A 22,836-nucleotide genomic window follows, 5' to 3' on the forward strand; every position below is an offset into this window, starting at 1 on the left:
CGCGCTGCACGGTGGTGAATTCCTTCGGCGCCTTGTCGGCGGCCTCGGTCAGCGAGCCCTTGCCGCTGGAATCGAGCGTCTCGACCTTCGCGCCCACCTTGGCGGCGATTGCCCTGATGCCGTCCAGCTTGGACGGATCGCAGACCACCAGCGCCGGCTCGGCGTCGGTAATGAAGTATTCGAGCTCGTTCAGCGTATAGGCGGTGTTGAGCGGCAGATAGACGCCGCCGGTGCGCACGGTGGCGAGATAGAGCACCAGGGCCGAAACCGATTTCTCGGTCTGCGCCGCGACCCGGTCACCCGGCTTAACGCCGCGTTCCACCAGCACGTTCGCCATCTGGCCCGCGCGCGCGATCAAATCGCCATAGGAGATGCGGCTGCCGTCGAGCTGCTCGATCGCGAGCCGGTTGGGGTCGTCGAGGCCGTCGAACAGGCGGGAAAACAGATTGGCGTTGGTGGTCGTGTTCATGCAACATCCCCTGAGGGGCGAAAGCGCCGGTAAAACTCCGGTTGGATTAGCAAGAACGCCCTTCGGAAAGCAACGGAGACAGTTTGCATGACAAATAATGGGAAACGCGTGGCCTGGGTCACCGGCGGCGGCACCGGAATCGGCGAATCCGGGGCGGAATTCCTGGCGGCGGACGGCTGGACGGTGGTGGTCTCCGGCCGCCGCAAGGAAGAGCTCGACCGCGTGGTGGCCAACATCACCAAAAAGGGCGGCAAGGCCGAGGCGATCCCGCTCGACGTCAGCAGCAAGGCCGACGTCAACAAGGCGGCCGAGGCGATCGTCGCCAGGCATGGCCGCATCGACCTCCTGGTCAACAGCGCCGGCATCAACGTGCCGAAGCGCAGCTGGGCCGACATGGAACTGGAAGGCTGGGACAAGCTCGTCGAGGTCAACCTCAACGGCGTGCTCTATTGCATGCGCGCGGTGCTGCCGACGATGCGCAAGCAGCAGGACGGCTGCATCATCAACGTCGCCTCCTGGGCCGGCCGCCATGTTTCCAAGATGCCGGGCCCGGCCTACACCACGACCAAGCACGCGGTGCTGGCGCTGACCCATTCCTTCAACATGGACGAATGCGTCAATGGTCTGCGCGCCTGTTGCCTGTCGCCGGGCGAGGTCGCGACCCCGATCCTGAAGCAGCGTCCGGTGGTGCCGAGCGAAGCCGAGCAGGCCAGGATGCTGCAGCCCGAGGATTGCGGCCGCACCATCGCCTTCGTCGCCAGCATGCCGGCGCGGGTCTGCATGAACGAGATCCTCATCAGCCCGACCCACAACCGCGGTTTTATTCAGACACCGGCGAACAGGGATTAGGCCGAGCTCCCTCAGCGTGTCGTCCCTGCGAAAGCAGGGACCCATAACCACCGATATTGGTTGTCAGGAAAGGCTGGAGCTACAGCCTTCGCAAAACGACCATTCGTGGCTATGGGTCCCGGCTCGCGCGGAGCCTGTCGTCGGGCGGCGCTTCGCGCCGACCCGGTGGCTCGGCCGGTGCGACAGTGTGGATGGATCTGCGATCTATTTCACTCGCTGATCTCGTTCAGCTCCTTGCCGGAGTGCTCCGGCACGAACAGGAACACGCCGATCGCCATCGCGATCATCAGCACGGGGATGCAGAGGAACGCCAGCGCGAACGAGCCGGTGTGCTGCTGGAGTGCGATCGAGACGAACGGAAACAGCACGAAGCCGACGAAATAGGCGATCGCCCAGACCACGCCGTTGGCGGCGCCGCGGATCCGGGTCGGGAAGATTTCCGCCGTCAGCGTCGTGCTCGGGCCCCAGAAGCCGAGGAAGCCGAGACACCAGAGCAGCCCGAACGTCCACAGCAGGACGCGGTCCTCGGAATAGACCCAAAGCGTCATGAAGATGGCGCCCTCGATCAGGGTGATGATGAAGGTGCGGCGGCGGCCGATCTTGTCGATCAGCCAGCCGACCAGGCACAGGCCGAGAAAGCCGCAGAGGCCGTAGAACACGTAGAACAGGCTGTATTCGGTCGTCGACCAGTGCTTCTCGGTCGAGAGGTAAAGCGGCATCCAGGCGCCGACGGTGCCGTAGATGCAGGTCGAGGCACAGGCGACGAACAGCGCGACCAGCGTCGAGGGCAGCACGTCGGGCAGGAACACCTGGCGGATGCCGACCGATTTGGCCTTGCCGAACCAGGCGCTGTCCTCGTCGCTGACCGTGCCGCCGCGCGCCAGCGTCTCCGAGATGCGCCGCTTGCGGTCCTGCGACCGCACCCAATAGGGCGATTCCGGACAGGTGGAGCGGATATAGATCGCAAGCAGCGCAATCGCGCCAGGCACCATCACGGCGATCCGCCAGCCGTAATTGGCGGCGACCAGGCCAGTGATCGCGCCGGCGAGCGTGGCGCCGAGGCACCAGGCCGAGCGCGTGATGCTGATGACCCGGCCGCGCAGCCGCGCCGGCCAGGTTTCCGCCACCAGCATCGAGCCCAGCGACCACTCGCCGTTGAGCGCGAAGAACAGCAGCGAGCGCGCGATGACGAAGACCGCGAAGGTCGGCGACAGCGCCGCGACCGGCATCAGGAGCGAGAACAGCGCGATGTTGACGGCGAGCAACGTACGGCGGCCGTAGCGGTCGGCAAGCCATGGCCAGAAATAGAGGCCGGCGATGCCGACGAACAGCGCGATCTGCATGCCCGACCGATATTCGGGCAGGGTCAGCGCAAAGTCCTTGATCACCATCGGCGAGATCAGCGCGAAGATCACGCCGTCCATGCCGTCGAAACCCCAGCCGAGCGCATTGGCGGTGGCGATGTGCCAATGCGTTTTCGTGAGCTCCGTGCTCCCTGCGACGGCGCGGTAGTTGGCGTATTGCAGGTGCTTCTGCTCGAGCGGACCGATGTCATTGCTCGCATCGTTCATCGCAGGCGCGGCGTGACCATCAGCCGTGATGCTGCTCATGATTGTTTTCCCCACTGCCGCCTGCTGCGAAATCGCGCCGCAATCTCAGGCTGAACCAATCGCGCCATGGCGGCAAGCGAATTGCTCGCGGCAGCGCACCCGTCCATTCCGTTCGATGGAATGCTCAATCGGTCGCGCGAAGCACCGCGCATACGAAGCGCGCCCCAACCGGTTTCAGCAATCACAAAGATTTATTTCCGGAAACCGCCCTGAAAACCTCCCGTAGCTCGGCCAACGACGTCGCAATGATCAACCCAAGCGCGTCGTTGCCCCTTCATCGCCGGCGATGACGTCGCCGGCTGGATTACCCATCGGGAGACGAACCATGTCGAAGCGTATTGCCTATCTCGCTGCCGCCGCCTTCAGCGCCCTCGCGATCACGGCCACCGTCGTGGCGCCGGTCCGCGCCGAGGAAAAGACCGTGATGGTCGGCGGCGCCGCGATGTTCCCCTCGAAGAACATCGTCCAGAACGCCGTCAATTCGAAGGATCACACCACCCTCGTCGCCGCCGTGAAGGCCGCCGGCCTCGTCAGCACGCTGGAAGGCAAGGGCCCGTTCACGGTGTTTGCGCCGACCAACGCCGCGTTCGGCAAGCTGCCGGCCGGAACCGTCGACAATCTGGTCAAGCCCGAGAACAAGGCGACCTTGACCAAGATCCTCACCTACCATGTGGTGCCGGGCAAGCTCGAGGCCTCCGACCTCACCGACGGCAAGAAGCTGAAGACCGCCGAGGGCGAGGAACTGACCGTGAAGCACCAGGACGGCAAGGTCTGGATCATCGATGCCAAGGGCGGCACCTCGATGGTGACGATCTCCAACGTCAACCAGTCGAACGGCGTCATCCATGTGGTCGACACCGTGCTGATGCCGGCGACCTAACACCCGACGGGTCGATTTCGTCCCTGATCGCCTTACGAATAGCGAGCCGGAGCCTCGCCCCGGCTCGCATTTTTGTGACCAGATGAAGTGCCCTATATCAAACTGATGATGCGCGAACCCGTAACGGAAGGCCGGTTCCGGGCGTATAAGCCGGTAACGACCACCAGCAGAGAACTTCCATGACGAGCCTTGCCGTCAGTGACCACCAGGCAGAGACCGCAACACCGGCGAAGGTGATCCAGCCGGTCTGGGTGCGCATGGTGCACTGGGTCAACGCAGTCGCGATGATCCTGATGATCATGTCCGGCTGGCAGATCTACAACGCTTCGCCGCTGTTCGGCTTCAGCTTCTCCTCGAACATCACGCTTGGCGGCTGGCTCGGCGGTGCGCTGCTCTGGCACTTCGCCGCGATGTGGCTGTTGATGGTCAACGGCCTGATCTATCTGGCGCTGGGGTTCGCCACCGGCCGCTTCCGCAAGAAGCTGCTGCCGATCACCCCTGCGGGCGTGATTTCCGACACCAAGGCGGCGCTGACCTTCAAGCTGTCGCATGACGATCTCAGCAAGTACAATTCGGTGCAGAAGCTGCTCTATACCGGCATCATCGTCGTCGGCGTCGTCATCGTGTTGTCCGGCCTGTCGATGTGGAAACCTGTTCAATTGCATTGGCTGGTATCGCTGTTCGGCGGCTACGACATCGCGCGCTATGTCCACTTCACCTGCATGGCGCTGATCGTCGCCTTCCTGGTGATCCATGTCGCGCTCGCGCTGCTGGTGCCGAAGAGCCTGCGCGCGATGATCATTGGGCGCTGAGGGAGGATAAAATGGGTCGTCTCCGCAAGCTCCTGATCCCCGGTGTCGACAAGAAGCTGCTCGTGCGCGATGCAGTAAAGACGATGCCGGAGCTGACGCGCCGCCGTTTCATCACGGCGGGGACCAGCCTCGGTGCGCTGACGCTGCTGACCGGCTGCGACGTGGTCGATTCGTCGTCGGCTGAGGAATTGCTGAAGAAGGTCTCGAAGTTCAACGACGCGGTGCAGGCCTGGATGTTCAATCCGGATGCGCTGGCCCCGACCTTCCCCGAGAGCATGATCACCAAGCCGTTCCCGTTCAATGCCTACTACGGTCTTGACGAGGCGCCGGAGATCGCAGGTGCGGACTGGAAGCTCGAGGTACGCGGCCTGGTCGACAACAAGAAGTCGTGGACGCTCGACGAATTGTACAAGCTGCCGCAGGTCAAGCAGGTGACGCGCCACATCTGCGTCGAGGGCTGGAGCGCGATCGGCAGCTGGACCGGCACGCCGTTGCGCGATTTCCTCAATCTCGTCGGCGCCGACACGCACGCCAAATATGTCTGGTTCCAGTGTGCCGACAAGGACGGCTACAACTCGCCGCTCGACATGCGCACCGCTCTGCATCCGCAGACCCAGATGACGTTCAAATTCGGCGACGAGATCCTGCCGCGCGCCTACGGCTTTCCGATGAAGATCCGGGTGCCCACAAAACTCGGCTTCAAGAACCCGAAATACGTGCTCTCGATGGAAGTCACCAACGACTACAAGGGCGGCTACTGGGAAGACCAGGGGTATAATTCGTTCAGCGGGAGTTAGCTCTCGCCTCGTCATTCCCCGGTGCGCAATTGCGCACCTGAGGGCTCGCGAAGCGAGAGCCCGGAATCCATCGTGACACAAGCTTCGCGGCAAAATGGATTCCGGGCCTGCGCCTAGCGGCGCATCCCGGAATGACGACGAGGGGCTACGGCCCGACCTTCCTCTGAAATGCCGATAGCACCGCCCCCAGCGCGAGCATCGCGGCGGAAACGTTCAACGCAAACGACAGGCTGCCCATGGCGTCGGTGATGGCGCCGACCACGATCGGCCCGAGCGTCTGGCCGATACCGAAGGCGATGGTCATCGCCGCAATCGCGGTCGGCCAGGCTTCCGGCGGGTAGTTGAAGCGCACGAAGGCGGTCGTTGACCCAACCACCGCGAAGAACGCGACGCCGAACACCAGCGCGGAAATCCCAAGCAGCAGCGGCGAATGCCCGAAGATCGGTAGAGCCGCGCCGAGTGCATTGGCACCGAGGATGATGGTGGTGGCGAGCCCGCCGCGGTCGAGCGCCAGCACCCGTCGCCAGACCCATGGCGTGACGAAGGCGCTGACGCCGATCAGGCTCCAGAACGCGCTCTGTGCAACGGCGCCGCCGCCGCCGTCGCGGACATAGGCGATCATGAAGGTCATGTAGGCGATGTAGCCGGCGCCGAACAGGAAATAGGCGGCGAGGTAGATCACCACCGGCATGATCGCGAACTTGGTCCGCACGATGCCGCCGGCGAAAGCATCGGCGTGGAATGGGGCCAGCATCAGCGGCACGATCATGATCGCGGAGAGCAAGGTCATCGCCCACCACACGATCCACCATGAGCCGGCGCCAAAGCCCTGCAGCACGAAGGGGGCGATCAGGCCGGATGCCAGGATACCGATGCCCGGCCCGGCATAGAACAGGCTGAGCAGGAAGTTGGCGCGTTCCGGCCGCGACTGCGCGATGGTTGCCGCCAGCGCGCCGCCGCCGACGAAGCCGATCGCGGCGGCGAAGCCGACCAGCAGGCGGGCAAAGCTCAGCACGGCGAAATTGCCCGAGATGGCGCATAGCGCCAGCGACAGCGCGCAGGCGAGCGTCGACCAGCGCACCGATGCCGCCAGCCCGAAGCGCTGGATCAGGCGTGAGGCGAACAGCGCGCCGGCCAGATAGCCGGCGGCATTGATGGTGTTCATGAAGCCGGCGGCCGAATACGACCAGGCCAGCTGCTCGCGCATGTCGGGCAGCACCAGCGAATAGGCGAAACGGCCGATGCCGAGACCGACTGTGGGTGCGAGCGACAAAATAAGGATCAACCGCGCGGGATGCGGGTAGGATGGGGCGGGGGCTCTCACAATTCACTCCGGCAATGCAGGCATTGTGGCAGGCTGCGGCGGTCCTGCCCAGCGCTAGAGGCAGCAACACTGTCTTGCGTATCGGGCAATCAGGCGATCAGGACCAGCGCGACGCCGGCGACGGTCAGCAGGGTTCCGGCGACGATCCGCGCGGTGATCTCGACATGCTTGAGCATCACCGCGCTCAGCGCCACGGTGACCAGCGGGTAGATCGCAGCGAGCGGCGCCACCATTGTGATCGGGCCGTTGCGGACCGCGGCGAACAGGCTGAGCGCGCTGAGCCCGTTGCTGATTCCGGTCAGCGTGAACCAGAATCGGCCGTCGCGCGACGCCTGCACCATGAAGCTACCCTTGCGGACGCGCTGCACCGTCAGCACCACCAGCGAGGACATGATGTAGCCGATCAGGCAGGCCCACAGCGGGCTCGGCCAGATCGCCAGCCCGATCTTGGCGATCGGCGGCGCCACACCGCGTACCAGCGCGCTCGCGAGCGGCAGCAGCAGCGCCCAGCTGCGCCAATGACCGAGGTCGCGCGGCCGGGTCACGGTGATGATCGCGGCACCGGCCACTGCAACGACGAGGCCGACGAGCTGCTGAGGCGCGAGCGGCTCATGCAGCAGCACCACGGCGGTGGTGACCGCAAACAGCGGCGCCAGATTGCCCAATGTCGAGGTGATGACCGGCCCAAGCGCCCGGTTCGAGGCGAAGGTGAGCAGCGTCAGCGAGGCCGGAAAGAACAGGCCGAGGGCCATGAAGACCGGCAGACCGCGCCAGACCACCGGCTCGCCTTGCAGGATCAAAGGCGACAGCAACAGGAACAGCAGGGTGAAGGAGGGCACGCTGATCGCGGCACCCGACAGTGGCTCGACGGTGCGCAGGCCAAGTTGCGCCAGCACCACCCCGGCGCCGAGGAAAATGGCCGAGGCGAAGGCGTAGACGATGGCTGCGGTCATGAGGTCCGTCTTGTTGGCTTCTTGTGAGCTTCTTGGGGCGCGGTTGGCTCGTTAGGGGGCATTTTGGCCCCGTTCGGGGCGCCTTGCCAATCGATGCGGGGCGTTTTAGCACTCGCGCCTGACGATGGCGGGCATGCCCGATTGAATGAGGTAACGACCATGGCGACCCATAAACTGCTGCTTCTCCCCGGCGACGGCATCGGCCCCGAAGTGATGGCCGAGGTGCAGCGCGTGATCGACTGGCTGAATGCGCAGGGCATCGCCAAGTTCGAGACCGAGCAGGGCCTGGTCGGCGGCTCCGCCTATGACGCGCACAAGGTGTCGATCTCCGAGGGCGACATGGCCAAGGCCAATGCGGCCGATGCCGTGATCTTCGGTGCGGTCGGCGGTCCGAAGTGGGACAGCGTGCCCTATGAGGTGCGCCCCGAGGCCGGCCTGCTGCGGCTGCGCAAGGATCTCGCCCTGTTCGCCAATCTGCGTCCGGCGGTGTGCTACCCGGCGTTGGCCGATGCCTCGAGCCTGAAGCGCGAAGTGGTCGAGGGCCTCGACATCATGATCGTGCGCGAGCTCACCGGCGGCGTCTATTTCGGCGAGCCGAAGACCATCACCGATCTCGGCAACGGCCAGAAGCGCGCGATCGACACGCAGGTCTACGACACCTTCGAGATCGAGCGCATCGGCCGCGTCGCCTTCGAGCTGGCGCGCAAGCGCAAGAACAAGGTGACCTCGATGGAAAAGCGCAACGTCATGAAGTCGGGCGTGCTCTGGAACGAGGTCATGACCCAGGTCCATGCGCGCGAATACAAGGACGTCACGCTGGAGCATCAGCTCGCCGATTCCGGCGGCATGAACCTCGTCAAGACGCCGAAGCAGTTCGACGTCATCGTCACCGACAATCTGTTCGGCGACATGCTGTCCGACATCGCGGCGATGCTCACGGGCTCGCTCGGCCTGCTGCCGTCGGCGTCGCTCGGCAAGGAGGACGCCAAGACCAAGGAGCGCAAGGCTTTGTATGAGCCGGTGCACGGCTCGGCGCCCGATATCGCCGGCAAGGGGCTTGCCAATCCGATCGCGATGATCGCCTCGTTCGGCATGGCGCTGCGCTATTCCTTCGGCATGGGCGATCTCGCCGACAAGGTCGACGCTGCGATCGCGGCCGTGCTCGACAATGGCCTGCGCACCGCCGACATCAAGTCGGCCGGCACCACGCCGGTCAGCACGGCGCAGATGGGCGAGGCGATCCTGAAGGAATTGCAGAAGCTGCACGCGTAACGGCTGCTTCGTCATTCCGGGGCATGCGTTCCATCGCCCGGAATGACGGAAAGTCCAAAAAGCAAAATGCCCGGCCGGAGCCGGGCATTTTCGTATCGGCCATCAGCCGAAATTCTCAGTACAGCGGGAAGCTGCGCGGATAGCCGCCGAGATCGGCCGGCGGGCTGAGCGGCTGGCGGTCGATCGGGCGGTTGTTGTTCTCGCGCGCGAAGGACGGGTAGCCGACATCCGGCGGATAGGCGTAGTCGTTGAACTTGCGGTCGCCCGGCAGCACTTCGGTGCCGGCGTCGAGCCACGAGCGCGTGGTGACGTAAACGCGGGTGCGCGGCCCCTGCTGATAGACCCGGTTCGGACCCTGCGCACCGTAGTAACGGCGGCCGTCGCGGTCATACTGCTCTTGCTGCTTGCGCTTGCTCGGGGTCTGCTGCGCGCTGGCCGCGGTCATGCCGAATGCGGTTACCGTGACGGCAGCCGCGGCAAGCAACACCACGAGCTTGTTCGCGGCAGGGAAATTCAAGGTCATCGCATCCTCGTCATTGCGGCCCCATCGGGGCTGGCGCGTCCGCCAAAATCACTTGGAACACATTGTAGCCATGGTGGGGAGGCCGTCACTAGGTCAATTGCGCCACACCGCCAGAGATAATTAGTGTCCCGGCGCAAAAGTTTCATGAAAACCAGTGCCTTGCCACGGTCTCGCCATCAAAGCGCGCCGCGCAGAAGCGGGTTCTGGCTGCCCATGACCCAGTCGGCCGACAGGGCGGGCCCGCCGGAGGTAACGCAGTCGGTGCGGCGCAGCTCGGCATGCGCGAACAGGGCGGCGAGCCGAGGGTCATTGCCCGCGGCCAGCAGGGTCAGGCGGTTCAGCATGCAGACGATCGCGGCGCGCTGCGCGGGCAGGCCGGTGCCCTGGCAGGTCCAGCCTGATATCCTGAGGTCGGGCGCGTCGGCCTGCTTGAGGAAGCCGAGGCAGGCGCGGCTGCCATCCTGCCGCGCCGGGCGCAGCAAGGTGACGCTGCCGAACTTGCTGTCGACGATGCCGGCGGCCTCGAGCTCGCCTGTGCCGCCCGGGACGAGCCGCCCGGCAATCTCGGTGACCGCGGGCTCCATGGCTTCGCCGCCAGGGCGGTAGATTTCCAGCTCGGCCGCCGGCGCGCCATCGGCGTCGGTCCAGCGGAAGACGTCCTTGCGGCCGCCCTCGGGGTGCCGGAAGATTTCGTAAGTCTCTGTTTTATCTCGCTGATCGAGCTTGCTGATGGCGAAGGCAGGGGCCGAGCGGCCGGCCGGGCTCCAGCTTGTAGCGGCCGGCGCCGTAGTCGCGGTTGCGTCCGGCAGTTGCTTCCATAGATAGTTTCCGAGGACGACAAACAGCGCGAGCACGGCGGCATAGGCGAACAGCCCGCAGAGCGTGGCGTACACCTCATCGACGAAGCTCGTCAGGGCTGACGGATTTCCCGTATGATGGGGCGCGGCCGGATCGGCCCGAAATAAACGCATCAAAACGCTCAAAGCTACGCAACGTTGTCTTGACGGGGTTTCTCGCATAGAAGCGCTGCCTCTTCCCTTTCCGCTGACAGCGGGGGAACGGGCATTTTTCGTCGGAGAGTGAACGATGGGTTACAAAGTCGCGGTGGTCGGTGCGACCGGCAATGTCGGGCGCGAAATGCTCAACATTCTTGATGAGCGCAAATTCCCCGCCGACGAGGTCGTCGTGCTGGCCTCGCGCCGCAGTGTCGGCATCGAGGTCTCCTATGGTGACCGCACGCTGAAGGTGAAGGCGCTCGAGCATTATGATTTCTCCGACATCGACATCTGCCTGATGTCGGCCGGCGGCTCGGTCTCCAAGGAGTGGTCGCCCAAGATCGGCGCCGCCGGTGCGGTCGTGATCGACAATTCATCGGCCTGGCGGATGGACCCGGACGTGCCGTTGATCGTGCCGGAAGTGAACGCGGATGCGGCCGCGGGCTTCACCAAGAAGAACATCATCGCCAACCCGAACTGCTCGACCGCGCAGCTCGTCGTCGCGCTGAAGCCGCTGCATGACAAGGCGACGATCACGCGCGTCGTGGTCTCGACCTATCAATCGGTGTCGGGCGCCGGCAAGGATGCGATGGACGAATTGTTCTCGCAGACCAAGGCCGTCTACACCAATGACGAGCTGATCAATAAGAAGTTTCCCAAGCGTATCGCCTTCAACGTCATCCCCCAGATCGACGTCTTCATGGAAGACGGCTTCACCAAGGAAGAGTGGAAGATGATGGCGGAGACCAAGAAGATCCTTGATCCCAAGATCAAGTTGACCGCGACCTGCGTGCGCGTGCCTGTCTTCGTCGGTCACTCCGAAGCGGTCAATGTCGAGTTCGCCAATCCGATCACCGCGGACGAGGCGCGCAACATTCTGCGCAATGCGCCGGGCTGCCTCGTGATCGACAAGCACGAGCCGGGCGGCTACGTCACGCCCTATGAGGCCGCCGGCGAGGACGCGACCTATATCAGCCGCATCCGCGAGGACGCCACCGTGGAGAACGGTCTGGCGTTCTGGTGCGTGTCGGACAATCTGCGCAAGGGTGCGGCGCTCAATGCCGTGCAGATCGCAGAAGTCCTGATCAACCGCAAGCTGATCACCGCGAAGCAGAAAGCGGCCTGACGGGCGGGGACCAACGGGGGCGCAACCATGTCGGAACAGTCGGCTCCCGTCCCGTCGAGTCCCTCGACGCCGCGCATCATGCGCGGCTTCGAATATGTGCTGTTCAACAGCCGCTGGCTGATGGCGCCGTTCTATGTCGGCCTGGTCGTGGCGCTGGCGGTACTGCTGCTGAAATTCGCGCGCATGCTCTGGGAGTTCGTCCTGCATGCGGCCGGCTACAAATCGACGGAAGTCATCCTCGATGCGCTGGCGCTGATCGACGTCACGCTGGTCGCCAATCTCATTCTGATCGTGGTGTTCTCGGGCTACGAGAACTTCGTCTCGCGCATCGACACGTCGGGCAACCCGAACTGGCCGATCTGGATCACCAGGATCGACTTCGCCGGGCTGAAGCAGAAGCTGCTCGCTTCGATCGTCGCGATCTCCGCGATCCACGTGCTGGAAGCGTTTCTCAACATAGATGCCGCGTTCGACGCGACGCGGATGACCTGGCTCGTCGCCGTGCACCTGGTGTTCGTGATCTCGGCGCTATTGCTCGCGCTGTCCGATCGCTGGGGCGGCACTCACGGTGATGAGTAGCCGATAGGTCCAGCTACTCGGAGGCCTTCAGCGCATCGGCGACGCTGATGAATTCCTTCGCGGTCCGGTCGAGCACGAACAGCGAGCCTTCGGCGACGCCGAAATAGGCGCCGTGCAGCTGCATCTCGCCGCTCTCCACGCGTTCGCGGACGAACGGGAAGGTCATCAGGTTCTCCAGCGAGCGGAACACCGCGGCCTTCTCGATGCGGGTGACGAAGTCCAGCAAGCTTTCATGCTCGCGCTGCTCGACCACCTCGCCCGGCTTGATGAACATCTGCATCCATTTGCCGATGAAGTCGCCCGGCGTGAGCGGCTTGATCTTGTCGACGAAGGCGCGGATGCCGCCGCACTGGGCATGGCCCAGCACCACGATGTTCTTCACCTTCAGCACGGTCACGGCGTATTCCAGCGCGGCCGACACGCCGTGGGCGTTGCTGTCGGGCTGATAGACCGGAACCAGATTGGCGATGTTCCGGACCACGAACAATTCGCCCGGACCTGCGTCGAAGATCACTTCGGGGGAGACGCGGGAATCGCAGCAACCGATCACCATGGTTTCGGGAAACTGACCGCGTTCCGACAGGTCCCGGTAGCGCGACTGTTCAGTCGGCAACCGCTGGGTCGCGAAGGTCCGGTAGCCGTCGATCAACTGCTTCGGAAAGAATTTCATGGCCTCTGGCTAACCACATGCGAATGACGGGAACAAGACTTTCGGCGTCCAGCCTGAGATGATACGGCAGCGTTGAAGCATGGTTCCGGCCCGATGCCCAAACATTGGACAGCGGCGGAGCCGAAGCCCCCAGGAGAATGCCGATGACCCGTCCGCGCCGCAGCCTGTTGTTCATGCCGGGATCGAATGCACGGGCGCTGGAAAAGGCCCGCACGCTGGCGGTCGACGGCATCATCCTCGATCTGGAGGATTCGGTCGCGCCCGACGCCAAGGCGGTGGCGCGCGAGCAGATCGCCAAGGCGGTCGCCGCCAAAGGCTTTGGCAAGCGCGAGGTGCTGATCCGCATCAACGCGCTCGACTCGCCCTGGTGGGTCGATGACATCGGCATGGCCGGCAAGGCGCAGCCGGACGGCATCCTGGTTCCCAAGATCTCCACCGTCGCCGATCTCAACGCCGTCGCCGATCGCCTCAGCGACATCAACGCCCCGGCCTCGATCCGGGTCTGGGCCATGATCGAGACCGCGCGCGCGGTGCTCGATGCCGACAAGCTCGCGGCAGCATCGAAGGATTCCGAGACGCGGCTCGCCGGCTTCGTGTTCGGGCCGAACGACATTGCGCGAGAAACCCGGATCCGGATGAAGCCGGGCCGCGCGGCGATGATCCCGATGATCACGCATTGCATCCTGGCGACGCGCGCCCACGGGCTCGAAATCCTCGACGGACCCTATAGCGACATCAGCAATGTCGACGGCTTTGCCGAGGAGTGCGCGCAGGGCCGCGATCTCGGCTTCGACGGCAAGACGCTGATCCACCCGAGCCACATCGATGCCTGCAACGCGATCTTCACGCCGCCGGAGGCCGAGGTCACCGAGGCGCGCAAGATCATCGCCGCGTTCCAACTGCCGGAGAACGCCTCGCGCGGCGCGATCCAGCTCGACGGCCGCATGGTGGAGCGCCTACACGCCGAGATGGCCAAGCGCACCATCGCGATCGCCGACGCAATCGCAGCGATGGGGCATTGACGATCATGGGTTCGGGCGCGCGTCCCAAGCGCAGCGCCTTCGCTCGCAACGCAAACTGATCTCATCGCGCTCTAGTCGCGCTTCAGGCTCATGATATAGTTCGCGAGGTCATCGGCCTCACTCGGTCCGACGATGATGTTCGGCATCGTCGGATGGCTCGTCTTGAGGAACACCTTCAGCCAGAGCTTGGTGGTCGAGGGGCGGTTGGCGACGGCGACGAAGTCCGGCGCCACTTTCTTTGCGCCCGTGGGCATCGCGCCGATGACATGGCATTCCATGCACCACGCTTCGGCCAGCCGGTGTCCGGCGGCGATGCTTTCTGACGGCTGCTCGACGCCATCTGCCCTATGCAGGCGCAGCAGGAAGAGCGCCCCCATTACGATCAGGAAGATCAGCAACGCACGACGCCAGACGAGGTGCTGGTTCAGCATCGGCATTCTCTTACGACGCCGGCTTGCGACCTGCGGCCTCGCCCAGCGCATCGATCGTTGCGGCGTTCAGGCAGTATTGGTGAAAGTGTGCGCTGGACGTGCCGGCGGCGAGATCGTGGTCGCACTGGCGCTTATGGCCGCAGAGGCTGCAGACCCGCTCCATGTCGCGCAGCACCAGGGGCTCGGTGCGCGCGAGCTTCTCCTGATCGATCCCGAGCGCCGTGAGCAGCCTGGGCAGCTCATCGGCGCTGTGTGGCCCCTGGCGCACCAGTGCCGCGAGATCGTTGGTGCTGATCCGCAGGTCGCTTGCGATCTGGCTGAAACTTGCATCGTCCAGCTCGCGCAGTTCGCGAAGCTCCCGCCGATGCTTCAGCCAGTCACCGAACACATCGACCAGATACTCGACGACAGGGTACGTCCGAGCTTCGGTGGTCATGGGCGCCTCCAATCAACATAGAGTGGCATGCCAATATGATGCCTTCTGCGCAGCCCGACCTTGCGGCAGATCAAATCGGCTGACGCTTACCCGAAGTGCTCCGCTGCCCAAAGCGCTCCGTCGCCCATGCGTAGAGGCTGCCGGGGATCGGCGCCTCCTTGCCGCGGCCTTTCGGCGAGATGTGCAGACCGATGATCTCGGGATCATTGAGATAGCGCGAGAAATCCGACGGCTCGAAGAACAGTTTTGGTTCGGCGTGCACCGCATAGAATGAGCGCTTCGGCAGCGCGTGCTGCAACTCGCCTTCGCGGCGCGCCAACGCTGTGAGCGCGGCTGGGCCGTAGATCGCGATCCGGATGTCGGCGAGGCGATTGGATTTGCCGCGCAGCTTGCGCATCGCAAAGGTCAAGCGGTGACGCAGCGCCAGCCAGTCCGGCGTCAGGTCGTCCTGCTTCATCAGCGCTTCGAAGGCGCGCACGATCGGATCATGTTGCGGCAGATACAGCACCGAATTGCCGAGCTGCCGCGGCCGCTCCCAGGCAAAATAGGGCTTTGCCGGATCGATCTGGACAGGTTTCAAGAGCAGCACGTCGGCATCGAGCCAGACGCCCGCGCGCTGCGTCATCAGCCGCATTCGGAAGAAGTCGCTGAACTGCAGGATGGTCCAGTCGCGCCACGAGCCGTCGCGCTCGGCCGGACGCAGCTTCTCCGAGAACGAGTGCGGCAACACGGCCTCGGCCTCGGCATTGCCGACGCCATCGGGCAGACCGGGAATCGGATCGAAGCTGTAGACAGTAACCTTGTGCCCGGCTGCCACTTGCGAGCGCAGACAGGTCTGGCGCAGCGCGTCCATCGAGCCATGCCAGAAGGTGACGATGTCAGGCAGCATGTGCGTCAGCTATCAGCAGGTTTGTGAAGAGGCAAAGAAAAGCCCCGGCGCCTGAAGGCACCGGGGCTTGATGATAGGCCGAGCCTCAAGCCCAGGCACGCTCCTTGAGCTTGGCCTCGTAGGTGTCGATCGACTTCTTCTTTTCCATCGTCAGGCCGATGTCGTCGAGGCCGTTGATCAGGCAGTGCTTGCGGAACGGATCGATCTCGAACTTCACCTTGCCGCCGTCGGGACCGCGGATCTCCTGGTTGGGGAGGTCGATGGTCAGCGTCGCATTGGCGCCGCGCTCGGCGTCGTCGAACAGCTTGTCGAGATCCTCCTGCGACACGCGGATCGGCAGGATGCCGTTCTTGAAGCAGTTGTTGTAGAAGATGTCGCCGAACGAGGTCGAGATCACGCAGCGGATGCCGAAGTCGAGCAGCGCCCAGGGCGCATGCTCGCGGCTCGAGCCGCAGCCGAAATTGTCGCCGGCGACCAGCACCCTCGCGTTGCGATAGGCGGACTGGTTGAGAACGAAATCCGGGTTCTCGCTGCCGTCATCCTTGTAGCGCTGCTCGGAGAAAAGCCCCTTGCCAAGGCCGGTGCGCTTGATGGTCTTGAGGTACTGCTTCGGAATGATCATGTCGGTGTCGACATTGATGATCTTCAGCGGTGCCGCGACGCCTTCCAGCGTGGTGAACTTGTCCATCGGTGCTCTTCCCGGGCAAAAAATGGGGATACGGGCCGGATGTCTATCGCGAATGTGACAGCGGTAAAAGGGCGATTTCTGCAAAGCTGGCGCCCATTCCGTTCCGATGGAAGCGGAACGGGCTCCAGATTCTCGTTTTGACGCGTTTTCTTCACGCGAACCGGGGGCCACTTCGCTCGAAAACGCTCTACCCCGCGCCAGCCTCAATCGCCTCCATATCGGCGTCCGAGAGGCCGAAATGATGCCCAATCTCATGGATCAGCACGTGGCGGACGATGTGGCCGAGGGTCTCGTCGTGCTCCGCCCAATAGTCCAGGATCGGCCGGCGGTACAGCCAGACCAGGTTGGGGAGCCGGGCCACGTCGCCATGGCTCTGCTGCGGCAGGCCGATGCCGTGGAACAGGCCGAGCAGGTCGAACTCGCTCTCGGCCTGCATCTCGTCCAGCACCTCGTCGGTCGGGAAGTCGTCGACACGGATGATGAGCCCCTCGCAGAGGGCCCGGAACGTCTCGGGCAGGCGCTCGAAAACCTCGTGCGCCATGGCCTCCATCTCGGCGAGCGAGGGGGCTTTTTCTGTGGTCCACATGACACTCCTTTAGCGCGAGTGCTGTCGGCGGCGCCAGCGCAGTTGACCTTGGCGGCGCAATGGGAGACCGTGCGGCCCACTAATGGGGCTTGGGTGGCGTGATGAAACGGATCGTGGCGGCAGCGCTGTTGGCGGCATCAGTCGGGCTCTCGCTCCCAGTGGGAGAGGCGCGGGCACAGAGCGCGGCGGCCGAGGCGCGCGTCGGCGAGGCGGCTCCGGTCGTGCGCGAGCGCGTCGTCGAGCGCCGCCACCTGAAGCGCGTGCCGATCTACCGGTCCCGGCCCGATCATTGGGAACCGGATGTCATCCCGCGCTACAATCCCGGACCGAACGCCGTGCGTGACTGCACCGCGACCTACGTGCAGGAGCACCGGCCGAGCGGCACGGTGATCACGCCGCGCATGAATTGCTTCTGGCGGCCCGGCTAGCTGCGCGTCCGGCGGTGCGCGGCGCTGATCACTGCGACAGCCGCGATCGCTCCCGCCGTTCCATAGACCGCGATCGCCATCAGCATTTGCGTGAGCTGGCTTGCGGTCCCCATGCCGCCGCCCGGTCCTTGCGAGGCCAGCGCGATATCAGCGAGCATGATGGAACCAGCGAGCGTCGCGAGTGCAGTTCGAAGCAACTGCCTGCGTGTGCCTGTGTGTGTCACCGCAATCTCCTGCAACAGTGAGCACGTGAGATACGACGATAGTCTATGCCGGGTTTGCGCACCAAGGCGAGAAACCGCGTGCTGTGTCGGAACCTGAGCGCGCCACCGGCATTCATGATCGTGGCGCAGAAATTCACTTCCCGCTCACGTCGTCCGCATTCAGCTCGCGATCTGCGTCGCGGCAACGGGGATCGATTCGAAACCGAATCGTCGTTGCAAGACGTGACATCAAGAGATCAAGGAGATTAGCTCATGAAGGTGATGAAGGTTCTGGGACTTGCGGCCGTCGGTGCCGTGCTGGTTTTGGCGGCGCCGGCCGAGCGTGCGAACGCGATGTCACTCGCGACGCCGGGCACCGCCGCAACGGTTCAGGACAACGCGAACCAGACCACCACGCAGGTGCGCTGGGGCCATGGACATAACCATGGCTGGCATCGTGGCTGGCACCGCGGACATCACCGTGGCTGGGGACATCGCCGCCATTGGCGCCGCTGATCGCGCGGCGTATCAGCGCAGTTGAGACACAGGCCCGTGAGCAGCGGGCCTGTTGTCGTTGTCAGCCTTTAAACCGGCTGATTCGCGCGTGCGAGATGACGTTCAACGCAATCTGCAGGAGTCGATCATGATGAGATGGATCGGCGTTGTCGCCGTCGCTTGTGCATTCGCATTGACGGCGCCGGCATCGGCAACTGCTGCGGCTTCAACCAGGCCGCAGGCCGGCGCGCAACAGCGCAAGGCGACCGATTTCAGCGCGCAGCACCGTCATCACCATCACCATCGTCACCACTATCATCGCGGCTACCGGCCTTACTACCGACCGTACTATCAGCCCTATTCCTACTATCGGCCGTACGGCTCCTATTACTACGGGCGGCCGTACTACTATCGGCCGTATCCGTATGCTGCGCCGGCTCCGTTCACCTTCGGCTTCGGGTTCGGCCCGTTCTGGTGACGCACGCGGCATAGCAGACCGACACACGTGCAGCTCCGCTCGACCGGAGCTGCGCCGGTGACGTCAAGGCGCGAAGCCCTTCGCCAGCAGCACGATGCCCTGCGCACCGGCTTTGCGATCTCTCGAGATCTCGACGTATTCAGGCGATTCCGACCAGGCGCGGAATGCGGCTTCGTCAGGGAATGACATCAGCACCAGCTTGTCGCGATCCCAGCTGCCTTCGAGCACCGCAGGATGTTCGTCGGCCGACAGCAGCCGCCCGTTGAATTTCCTGAACACGTCGAAGAAGCGCGCCTGATACCGATCATAGGCGGCGCGATCGGTCATCTTGAGTTGCACGATCACATAGACAGTCATTGGGCTTCTCTCCGGATTTTCCGTCGCAGGCGCTTTGCGCGTTCATGACGCATTCAGTTGCGCATTCTTAGCGTCATGCCGGGAGCGACTGCAATGAACGCGAGGAGACCGGCTGCCATGCAGCGCGGTTCTCGTTGCTATTGTCAGGTAGGTTCAGAGATGAGGGAGAGCTGTTTGCGGCGTGGATTGCTGCGCCGTCTCGGTGTTGCGGCGGCTGCGGTCTTCACATTGTCGATCGCCTCGCAGCAACGCGCCGAAGCGCTGTTGCTTCTACGGCGGCGGCTATCGCTACGTTTATCGGCCGTATTACCGCCGGCACTTCCACCATCGGCGCTACTTCTACGGACCGTCGTATTATTATTACCCGGCCTATTATCATCACCGCCATTGCCGGGTGATCTGGACCTATTACGGGCCGCGCCGGATCTGCCGGCCGTGGTGGCACCATCGTCACTATTGGCGGCCGTATGGCTATTGGTAAGGGCTGACATGACAGCGGGCGCCTCACAGCGCCCGTTTTCCCAGGTCATTCGCGCTCGTGCGAGTGCGCTAATCCCAGTCCTTCAGTTTCCAGGGCTTGATCTTCCACGGCGTCAGATTTTCCATCCGCCATTGCGTCCAGCGGTCCGGCGGCCAGTGGCTGAGGCGCGAGGTCTCCTTCACTTCGGGAGGCGGATCGACGATGCGCGGCGCGGCGCGGCGGCGCTTCTGCCGCGTCGCCTCGCTGACCATGTCGACATATTCGCGCTTGTCGGTCACTTCAGGCTCCCCACGAAGCTTGTCTCCGCCAGGCGACAGTGTGCGGGGGCCCCGTTAACGAGCCGTTTCCACAACGGCTCGAGCTTGAAACAAGGTGCAAGAAGTATCCACGCCTGCGCGCGACTCGCAACTACCGTCGCTTGCGCCTTCGTCTAGCCTCTAATGCTTTTGCTATAATGGCAGAAAATGCAGCCGAACGCTCAATTGCGAACTTGCCCTGTGCCAACTCAATAAGCGCTCGTCCAATGTCTTCCGGTCTAAACCCTCGTTCAATAATGCTGTCCGTAAGGACATCGAGATCGTCGAAGCTGTGCTCTCCGCTTTGGATCTCCTTTTTCGGAGGAGCATACTTTTTTTCTGGTCGAACGGCTGGTAACGGTTGGTCGTCTCGAAACAAAGGCACCTGATCGTCTCGGGCATAAGCGTCGCTTATCCTCGTCAAGATTCACTTTCCCCTTGATGTACGAAATTGCCGCATCAAGTTGGGCTGAGTATTTACCGAGCAGTACAAGGGGCGGAGGCCCATGTCTCGTGGCGTGTTTCAAATCCGGCAGAGTGCCATCATCATCCACGGTCAGACCGGAAAGCAATCCTCGTGCGAAATTTGCGATCTCGATTGTATTTCGGTGATTTTGTTCCAGCCGGTAAAAGCGCGCCTGTCGCGCGTCAATCCCAGCCTCGGCCCAAGTGTAGCCTCTAGGGTAGAGGCGTTGTGCGGTATCCAAAACAAGCGTCAAAGCACTAGTTGGTGCCAAGTGCTTGACGACCGAACGCAGCTGGTTTGCAGAAAAATCCTGCGCCTCATCGACTACGATAATTTCGTAATTCTCGGCTGGTAGCGCTCGAACTCTTTGAGGCAGATCCTCCCAGTCGATTCTTCCGCTCTTTTTTATCGATCCGCGGTAATCATTAATTACAGCGAGCAATCGCTCTCTGGTCGCTCGCTCTACTCGCGGCGCGATTCCACGGCCGGTCCGTTCCACATCAAGATAGGAATCGTAATCTTTTGGTGAGAAACGACCCAAGATATATTCGATCTCTGAAAACAAAAACTCGTTCTGGAGTTTGATGCCTCGCTGGCGAGCAAAGCCCAGAATCGCGGTCGAGCGACGTGAATGAATCTGTGGATTATTGGTCAGGTGAACTGCCCACTGAGCATATGTGCTCACCGTGAGGTCGACGCCGCCACTCCGACTTGCTTGTTCCCTTGCCAGAGCTTCCACATATCCTCGAAGCGTCCGGTTATATGTCAGCACCAGAGCTTTGACAGGCGTCGTCGAGCCTGTCCTTGAATGCTGTGATCTGAACATGTCGGAAAGATTTCGCAGACGCAGCAAGGCTGTGGTCGTTTTTCCACTTCCCGCTGCTCCGCGTATAATCTCGATTCCTACGCGAGTGTCCCCTATGATCCGCAATTGTTCGGGGGTTGCTCTCGGAGAGCCCAATACCTTCATCAGAAATCCGGCTGCAAAATACTGAGAGTTGCAATGTAGCCGGGGACTATCAGAAAGAGAAGGGCGCTTTACAAGTTACCGCCAGTCGCGGACGTCGACGAAGTGTCCGGCGATCGCGGCGGCGGCGGCCATCGCGGGCGACACCAGATGGGTGCGGCCCTTGAAGCCCTGCCGGCCCTCGAAGTTGCGGTTCGAGGTCGAGGCGCAGCGCTCTTCCGGCTTCAGCTTGTCCGGATTCATCGCAAGGCACATCGAGCAGCCCGGCTCGCGCCATTCGAAGCCGGCCTTGACGAAGATCTTGTCGAGGCCCTCGGCTTCCGCCTGCTCCTTCACGATGCCCGAACCCGGCACGATCATCGCGTTGACGTTGGCGTTGACCGTCTTGCCCTCGGCGATCTTCGCCGCGGCACGCAGATCCTCGATCCGGCCATTGGTGCAGGAGCCGATGAAGACGCGGTCGAGCTTGATGTCGGTGATCTTGGTCCCGGCGGTCAAGCCCATATACTTCAGCGCGCGATGCTTCGAGAGACGCTTGGCCTCATCCGCGATCTTGTCCGGATCGGGCACGAAGCCGGTGATCGAGATGACGTCCTCAGGGCTGGTGCCCCAGGTGACGATCGGCGGCAGTTTTGCGGCGTCCAGCCGTAGCTCGTGGTCGAAATGCGCGCCCTCGTCGGAGCGCAGCGTCTCCCAGTAGCGCATTGCGGCATCCCAGGCGGCACCCTTCGGCGCCTTCGGGCGGTCGCGCAGGAAGTCGAACGCCTTCTGGTCGGGCGCGACCAAGCCGGCGCGCGCGCCGCCTTCGATCGACATGTTGCAGACCGTCATGCGGCCTTCCATCGACAGCGCACGGATCGCCTCGCCGGCATATTCCAGCACATAGCCGGTGCCGCCGGCGGTGCCGATCTCGCCGATGATCGCCAGGATGATGTCCTTGCCGGTCACGCCTTCCGGCAATTTGCCGTCGACGATCGCGCGCATGTTCTTGGCCTTCTTCTGGATCAGCGTCTGCGTCGCCAGCACGTGCTCGACCTCTGACGTGCCGATGCCGTGCGCGAGCGCGCCGAACGCGCCATGCGTCGAGGTGTGGCTGTCACCGCAGACGATGGTGGTGCCGGGCAGTGTAAAGCCCTGCTCCGGGCCGATGACGTGGACGATGCCCTGACGCTTGTCGAACTCGTTATAATACTCGATGCCGAATTCCTTGGCGTTCTCCGCCATCACCCGCATCTGCTCGATGCTCTCAGGGTCGGGGTTCGGCTTCGAGCGATCGGTGGTCGGGATGTTGTGGTCGACGACGGCAAGCGTCTTCTCGGGCGCGTGCACCTTGCGGCCCGCGGCGCGCAGACCTTCGAACGCCTGCGGCGATGTCACCTCGTGCACCAGATGGCGGTCGATATAGAGCAGGCAGGTGCCGTCCTCGGCCTCATGGACCAGATGGTCGTTCCAGATCTTGTCGTACAGCGTGGTCGGTTTGGACATGAGCTTCAGCTCCAGAAGAAATTCAGTGGTGAATGGCGTTAAGCGCATCTCGGTGCGCGGGCAGGCGAAAGCGTCCAGGCAGCGTTACGCTGCGCGTCTAAGCTCAGACGTTGCCGACGTCGCAAAGCGCCCGAAGAAGCGGCCGGGCAGCCGCGAGCGATCGTCGATCACGACGCGCTGGCAGATCTGACTTGGGCAGCACTGGCTTGCTTGATCCGGAACCATTCTAAATTTCTAACACAGGGCTCGCGCCCGCGACAATCGATCGA

At 63.3% G+C, this 22,836-nt stretch carries 29 protein-coding genes and 1 pseudogene; 13 read left to right on the top strand and 17 right to left on the bottom strand.

From position 1 onward, the window contains the following. A partial coding sequence (locus tag FNJ47_RS21940) for an AMP-binding protein (RefSeq protein WP_163156783.1) occupies nucleotides 1–469 on the bottom strand: 469 nt, incomplete at its 3' end. Between the two features lie 87 nt (nucleotides 470–556). Here FNJ47_RS21940 and FNJ47_RS21945 point away from each other — a divergent pair. Further along, nucleotides 557–1,318 (top strand): SDR family oxidoreductase, encoded by a 762-nt coding sequence (locus FNJ47_RS21945; RefSeq protein ID WP_163156785.1) that lies wholly within the window; start codon nucleotides 557–559, stop codon nucleotides 1,316–1,318. A gap of 209 nt (nucleotides 1,319–1,527) precedes the next feature. On the opposite strand, the gene FNJ47_RS21950 is transcribed toward FNJ47_RS21945, so the two are convergent. Beyond that, a complete protein-coding gene (locus FNJ47_RS21950; RefSeq protein WP_163156787.1) occupies nucleotides 1,528–2,928 on the bottom strand; it encodes an MFS transporter in 1,401 nt (466 codons plus the stop codon). A 325-nt stretch (nucleotides 2,929–3,253) separates the two neighbouring features. Between FNJ47_RS21950 and FNJ47_RS21955 the strand changes: the two genes are divergently transcribed. From FNJ47_RS21955 to FNJ47_RS21965, 3 genes are all read left to right on the top strand, one after another. Continuing rightward, complete coding sequence (locus tag FNJ47_RS21955; protein WP_163156789.1) at nucleotides 3,254–3,808, top strand: fasciclin domain-containing protein; 555 nt, start codon at nucleotides 3,254–3,256, stop codon at nucleotides 3,806–3,808. Between the two features lie 179 nt (nucleotides 3,809–3,987). Next, nucleotides 3,988–4,620 (top strand): cytochrome b/b6 domain-containing protein, encoded by a 633-nt coding sequence (locus tag FNJ47_RS21960; protein WP_163156791.1) that lies wholly within the window; start codon nucleotides 3,988–3,990, stop codon nucleotides 4,618–4,620. Between the two features lie 11 nt (nucleotides 4,621–4,631). Beyond that, nucleotides 4,632–5,417, top strand: coding sequence for a molybdopterin-binding protein (locus FNJ47_RS21965; protein WP_163156793.1), 786 nt, complete (start codon nucleotides 4,632–4,634; stop codon nucleotides 5,415–5,417). A 145-nt stretch (nucleotides 5,418–5,562) separates the two neighbouring features. Here the strand turns inward: FNJ47_RS21965 and FNJ47_RS21970 are convergent, their stop codons facing one another. Beyond that, nucleotides 5,563–6,741 carry a YbfB/YjiJ family MFS transporter gene (locus FNJ47_RS21970; RefSeq protein WP_163156795.1) on the bottom strand — a complete coding sequence of 393 codons (1,179 nt, stop codon included), beginning with the start codon at nucleotides 6,739–6,741 and terminating at the stop codon, nucleotides 5,563–5,565. A gap of 89 nt (nucleotides 6,742–6,830) precedes the next feature. Next, complete coding sequence (locus FNJ47_RS21975; protein ID WP_163156797.1) at nucleotides 6,831–7,694, bottom strand: DMT family transporter; 864 nt, start codon at nucleotides 7,692–7,694, stop codon at nucleotides 6,831–6,833. 159 nt (nucleotides 7,695–7,853) lie between these two features. On the opposite strand from FNJ47_RS21975, the gene leuB reads away from it, so the two are divergent. Further along, the gene (gene leuB / locus FNJ47_RS21980) at nucleotides 7,854–8,966 is read left to right on the top strand and encodes a 3-isopropylmalate dehydrogenase (protein WP_163156799.1); all 1,113 of its coding nucleotides are present in this window, start codon (nucleotides 7,854–7,856) and stop codon (nucleotides 8,964–8,966) included. 115 nt (nucleotides 8,967–9,081) lie between these two features. On the opposite strand, the gene FNJ47_RS21985 is transcribed toward leuB, so the two are convergent. Both FNJ47_RS21985 and FNJ47_RS21990 read right to left on the bottom strand, forming a co-directional pair. Next, entirely contained in the window at nucleotides 9,082–9,489 is a 408-nt protein-coding gene (locus FNJ47_RS21985; RefSeq protein ID WP_163156801.1) for a hypothetical protein, read from the bottom strand. A gap of 176 nt (nucleotides 9,490–9,665) precedes the next feature. Further along, on the bottom strand, nucleotides 9,666–10,460 hold the full coding sequence (locus FNJ47_RS21990; RefSeq protein WP_163156803.1) for a hypothetical protein: 795 nt from the start codon (nucleotides 10,458–10,460) through the stop codon (nucleotides 9,666–9,668). 115 nt (nucleotides 10,461–10,575) lie between these two features. On the opposite strand from FNJ47_RS21990, the gene FNJ47_RS21995 reads away from it, so the two are divergent. Both FNJ47_RS21995 and FNJ47_RS22000 read left to right on the top strand, forming a co-directional pair. Next, nucleotides 10,576–11,610 (top strand): aspartate-semialdehyde dehydrogenase, encoded by a 1,035-nt coding sequence (locus tag FNJ47_RS21995; RefSeq protein ID WP_050424961.1) that lies wholly within the window; start codon nucleotides 10,576–10,578, stop codon nucleotides 11,608–11,610. Between the two features lie 27 nt (nucleotides 11,611–11,637). Beyond that, a complete protein-coding gene (locus FNJ47_RS22000; RefSeq protein WP_163156805.1) occupies nucleotides 11,638–12,189 on the top strand; it encodes a TIGR00645 family protein in 552 nt (183 codons plus the stop codon). A gap of 13 nt (nucleotides 12,190–12,202) precedes the next feature. On the opposite strand, the gene FNJ47_RS22005 is transcribed toward FNJ47_RS22000, so the two are convergent. Next, on the bottom strand, nucleotides 12,203–12,859 hold the full coding sequence (locus tag FNJ47_RS22005) for a carbonic anhydrase (protein WP_163156807.1): 657 nt from the start codon (nucleotides 12,857–12,859) through the stop codon (nucleotides 12,203–12,205). A gap of 143 nt (nucleotides 12,860–13,002) precedes the next feature. Between FNJ47_RS22005 and FNJ47_RS22010 the strand changes: the two genes are divergently transcribed. Continuing rightward, a complete protein-coding gene (locus tag FNJ47_RS22010) occupies nucleotides 13,003–13,881 on the top strand; it encodes an HpcH/HpaI aldolase/citrate lyase family protein (protein WP_163156809.1) in 879 nt (292 codons plus the stop codon). Between the two features lie 71 nt (nucleotides 13,882–13,952). On the opposite strand, the gene FNJ47_RS22015 is transcribed toward FNJ47_RS22010, so the two are convergent. The 5 genes from FNJ47_RS22015 to FNJ47_RS22035 form a co-directional block, all read right to left on the bottom strand. Next, nucleotides 13,953–14,312 carry a c-type cytochrome gene (locus FNJ47_RS22015; RefSeq protein ID WP_163156811.1) on the bottom strand — a complete coding sequence of 120 codons (360 nt, stop codon included), beginning with the start codon at nucleotides 14,310–14,312 and terminating at the stop codon, nucleotides 13,953–13,955. A gap of 10 nt (nucleotides 14,313–14,322) precedes the next feature. Further along, nucleotides 14,323–14,748, bottom strand: a complete 426-nt coding sequence (locus FNJ47_RS22020) for a hypothetical protein (RefSeq protein ID WP_163156813.1) — start codon at nucleotides 14,746–14,748, stop codon at nucleotides 14,323–14,325. A 70-nt stretch (nucleotides 14,749–14,818) separates the two neighbouring features. Then, entirely contained in the window at nucleotides 14,819–15,637 is an 819-nt protein-coding gene (locus FNJ47_RS22025; RefSeq protein WP_163156815.1) for a glycosyltransferase family 32 protein, read from the bottom strand. An 85-nt stretch (nucleotides 15,638–15,722) separates the two neighbouring features. Beyond that, nucleotides 15,723–16,325, bottom strand: a complete 603-nt coding sequence (gene leuD / locus FNJ47_RS22030; RefSeq protein ID WP_163156817.1) for a 3-isopropylmalate dehydratase small subunit — start codon at nucleotides 16,323–16,325, stop codon at nucleotides 15,723–15,725. Between the two features lie 187 nt (nucleotides 16,326–16,512). Further along, a complete protein-coding gene (locus FNJ47_RS22035) occupies nucleotides 16,513–16,911 on the bottom strand; it encodes a metallopeptidase family protein (protein WP_163156819.1) in 399 nt (132 codons plus the stop codon). 101 nt (nucleotides 16,912–17,012) lie between these two features. Between FNJ47_RS22035 and FNJ47_RS22040 the strand changes: the two genes are divergently transcribed. Further along, complete coding sequence (locus tag FNJ47_RS22040; RefSeq protein ID WP_163156821.1) at nucleotides 17,013–17,339, top strand: hypothetical protein; 327 nt, start codon at nucleotides 17,013–17,015, stop codon at nucleotides 17,337–17,339. On the opposite strand, the gene FNJ47_RS22045 is transcribed toward FNJ47_RS22040, so the two are convergent. Then, a complete protein-coding gene (locus FNJ47_RS22045) occupies nucleotides 17,336–17,563 on the bottom strand; it encodes a hypothetical protein (RefSeq protein WP_163156777.1) in 228 nt (75 codons plus the stop codon). The genes FNJ47_RS22040 and FNJ47_RS22045 overlap by 4 nt on opposite strands. A gap of 252 nt (nucleotides 17,564–17,815) precedes the next feature. Between FNJ47_RS22045 and FNJ47_RS22050 the strand changes: the two genes are divergently transcribed. Both FNJ47_RS22050 and FNJ47_RS22055 read left to right on the top strand, forming a co-directional pair. Further along, the gene (locus FNJ47_RS22050; RefSeq protein WP_163156823.1) at nucleotides 17,816–18,058 is read left to right on the top strand and encodes a hypothetical protein; all 243 of its coding nucleotides are present in this window, start codon (nucleotides 17,816–17,818) and stop codon (nucleotides 18,056–18,058) included. 127 nt (nucleotides 18,059–18,185) lie between these two features. After that, on the top strand, nucleotides 18,186–18,515 hold the full coding sequence (locus tag FNJ47_RS22055) for a hypothetical protein (protein WP_163156779.1): 330 nt from the start codon (nucleotides 18,186–18,188) through the stop codon (nucleotides 18,513–18,515). 63 nt (nucleotides 18,516–18,578) lie between these two features. On the opposite strand, the gene FNJ47_RS22060 is transcribed toward FNJ47_RS22055, so the two are convergent. Beyond that, complete coding sequence (locus FNJ47_RS22060) at nucleotides 18,579–18,872, bottom strand: DUF1330 domain-containing protein (RefSeq protein ID WP_163156825.1); 294 nt, start codon at nucleotides 18,870–18,872, stop codon at nucleotides 18,579–18,581. A gap of 268 nt (nucleotides 18,873–19,140) precedes the next feature. Here FNJ47_RS22060 and FNJ47_RS22065 point away from each other — a divergent pair. Beyond that, nucleotides 19,141–19,353 (top strand): annotated as a pseudogene (locus tag FNJ47_RS22065) (hypothetical protein); the annotation flags it as partial. Between the two features lie 68 nt (nucleotides 19,354–19,421). On the opposite strand, the gene FNJ47_RS22070 reads toward FNJ47_RS22065, so the two are convergent. The 3 genes from FNJ47_RS22070 to leuC all read right to left on the bottom strand — a co-directional run bounded on the left by FNJ47_RS22070 (nucleotide 19,422) and on the right by leuC (nucleotide 22,567). Then, on the bottom strand, nucleotides 19,422–19,631 hold the full coding sequence (locus FNJ47_RS22070) for a hypothetical protein (protein WP_163156827.1): 210 nt from the start codon (nucleotides 19,629–19,631) through the stop codon (nucleotides 19,422–19,424). A 269-nt stretch (nucleotides 19,632–19,900) separates the two neighbouring features. Beyond that, nucleotides 19,901–21,085: a helicase domain-containing protein gene (locus tag FNJ47_RS22075; RefSeq protein ID WP_163156829.1), complete on the bottom strand. Its 1,185-nt coding sequence runs from the start codon at nucleotides 21,083–21,085 to the stop codon at nucleotides 19,901–19,903. A gap of 75 nt (nucleotides 21,086–21,160) precedes the next feature. Beyond that, nucleotides 21,161–22,567, bottom strand: a complete 1,407-nt coding sequence (leuC, locus tag FNJ47_RS22080; protein ID WP_163156831.1) for a 3-isopropylmalate dehydratase large subunit — start codon at nucleotides 22,565–22,567, stop codon at nucleotides 21,161–21,163. 25 nt (nucleotides 22,568–22,592) lie between these two features. Here leuC and FNJ47_RS22085 point away from each other — a divergent pair, with 25 nt between their 5' ends. Next, entirely contained in the window at nucleotides 22,593–22,757 is a 165-nt protein-coding gene (locus FNJ47_RS22085) for a hypothetical protein (protein WP_163156781.1), read from the top strand. Nucleotides 22,758–22,836 lie beyond the last annotated feature (79 nt).

The sequence above is a fragment of the Bradyrhizobium uaiense genome (genome assembly GCF_010811875.1).
In the GTDB taxonomy this organism is placed as follows: domain Bacteria; phylum Pseudomonadota; class Alphaproteobacteria; order Rhizobiales; family Xanthobacteraceae; genus Bradyrhizobium; species Bradyrhizobium uaiense.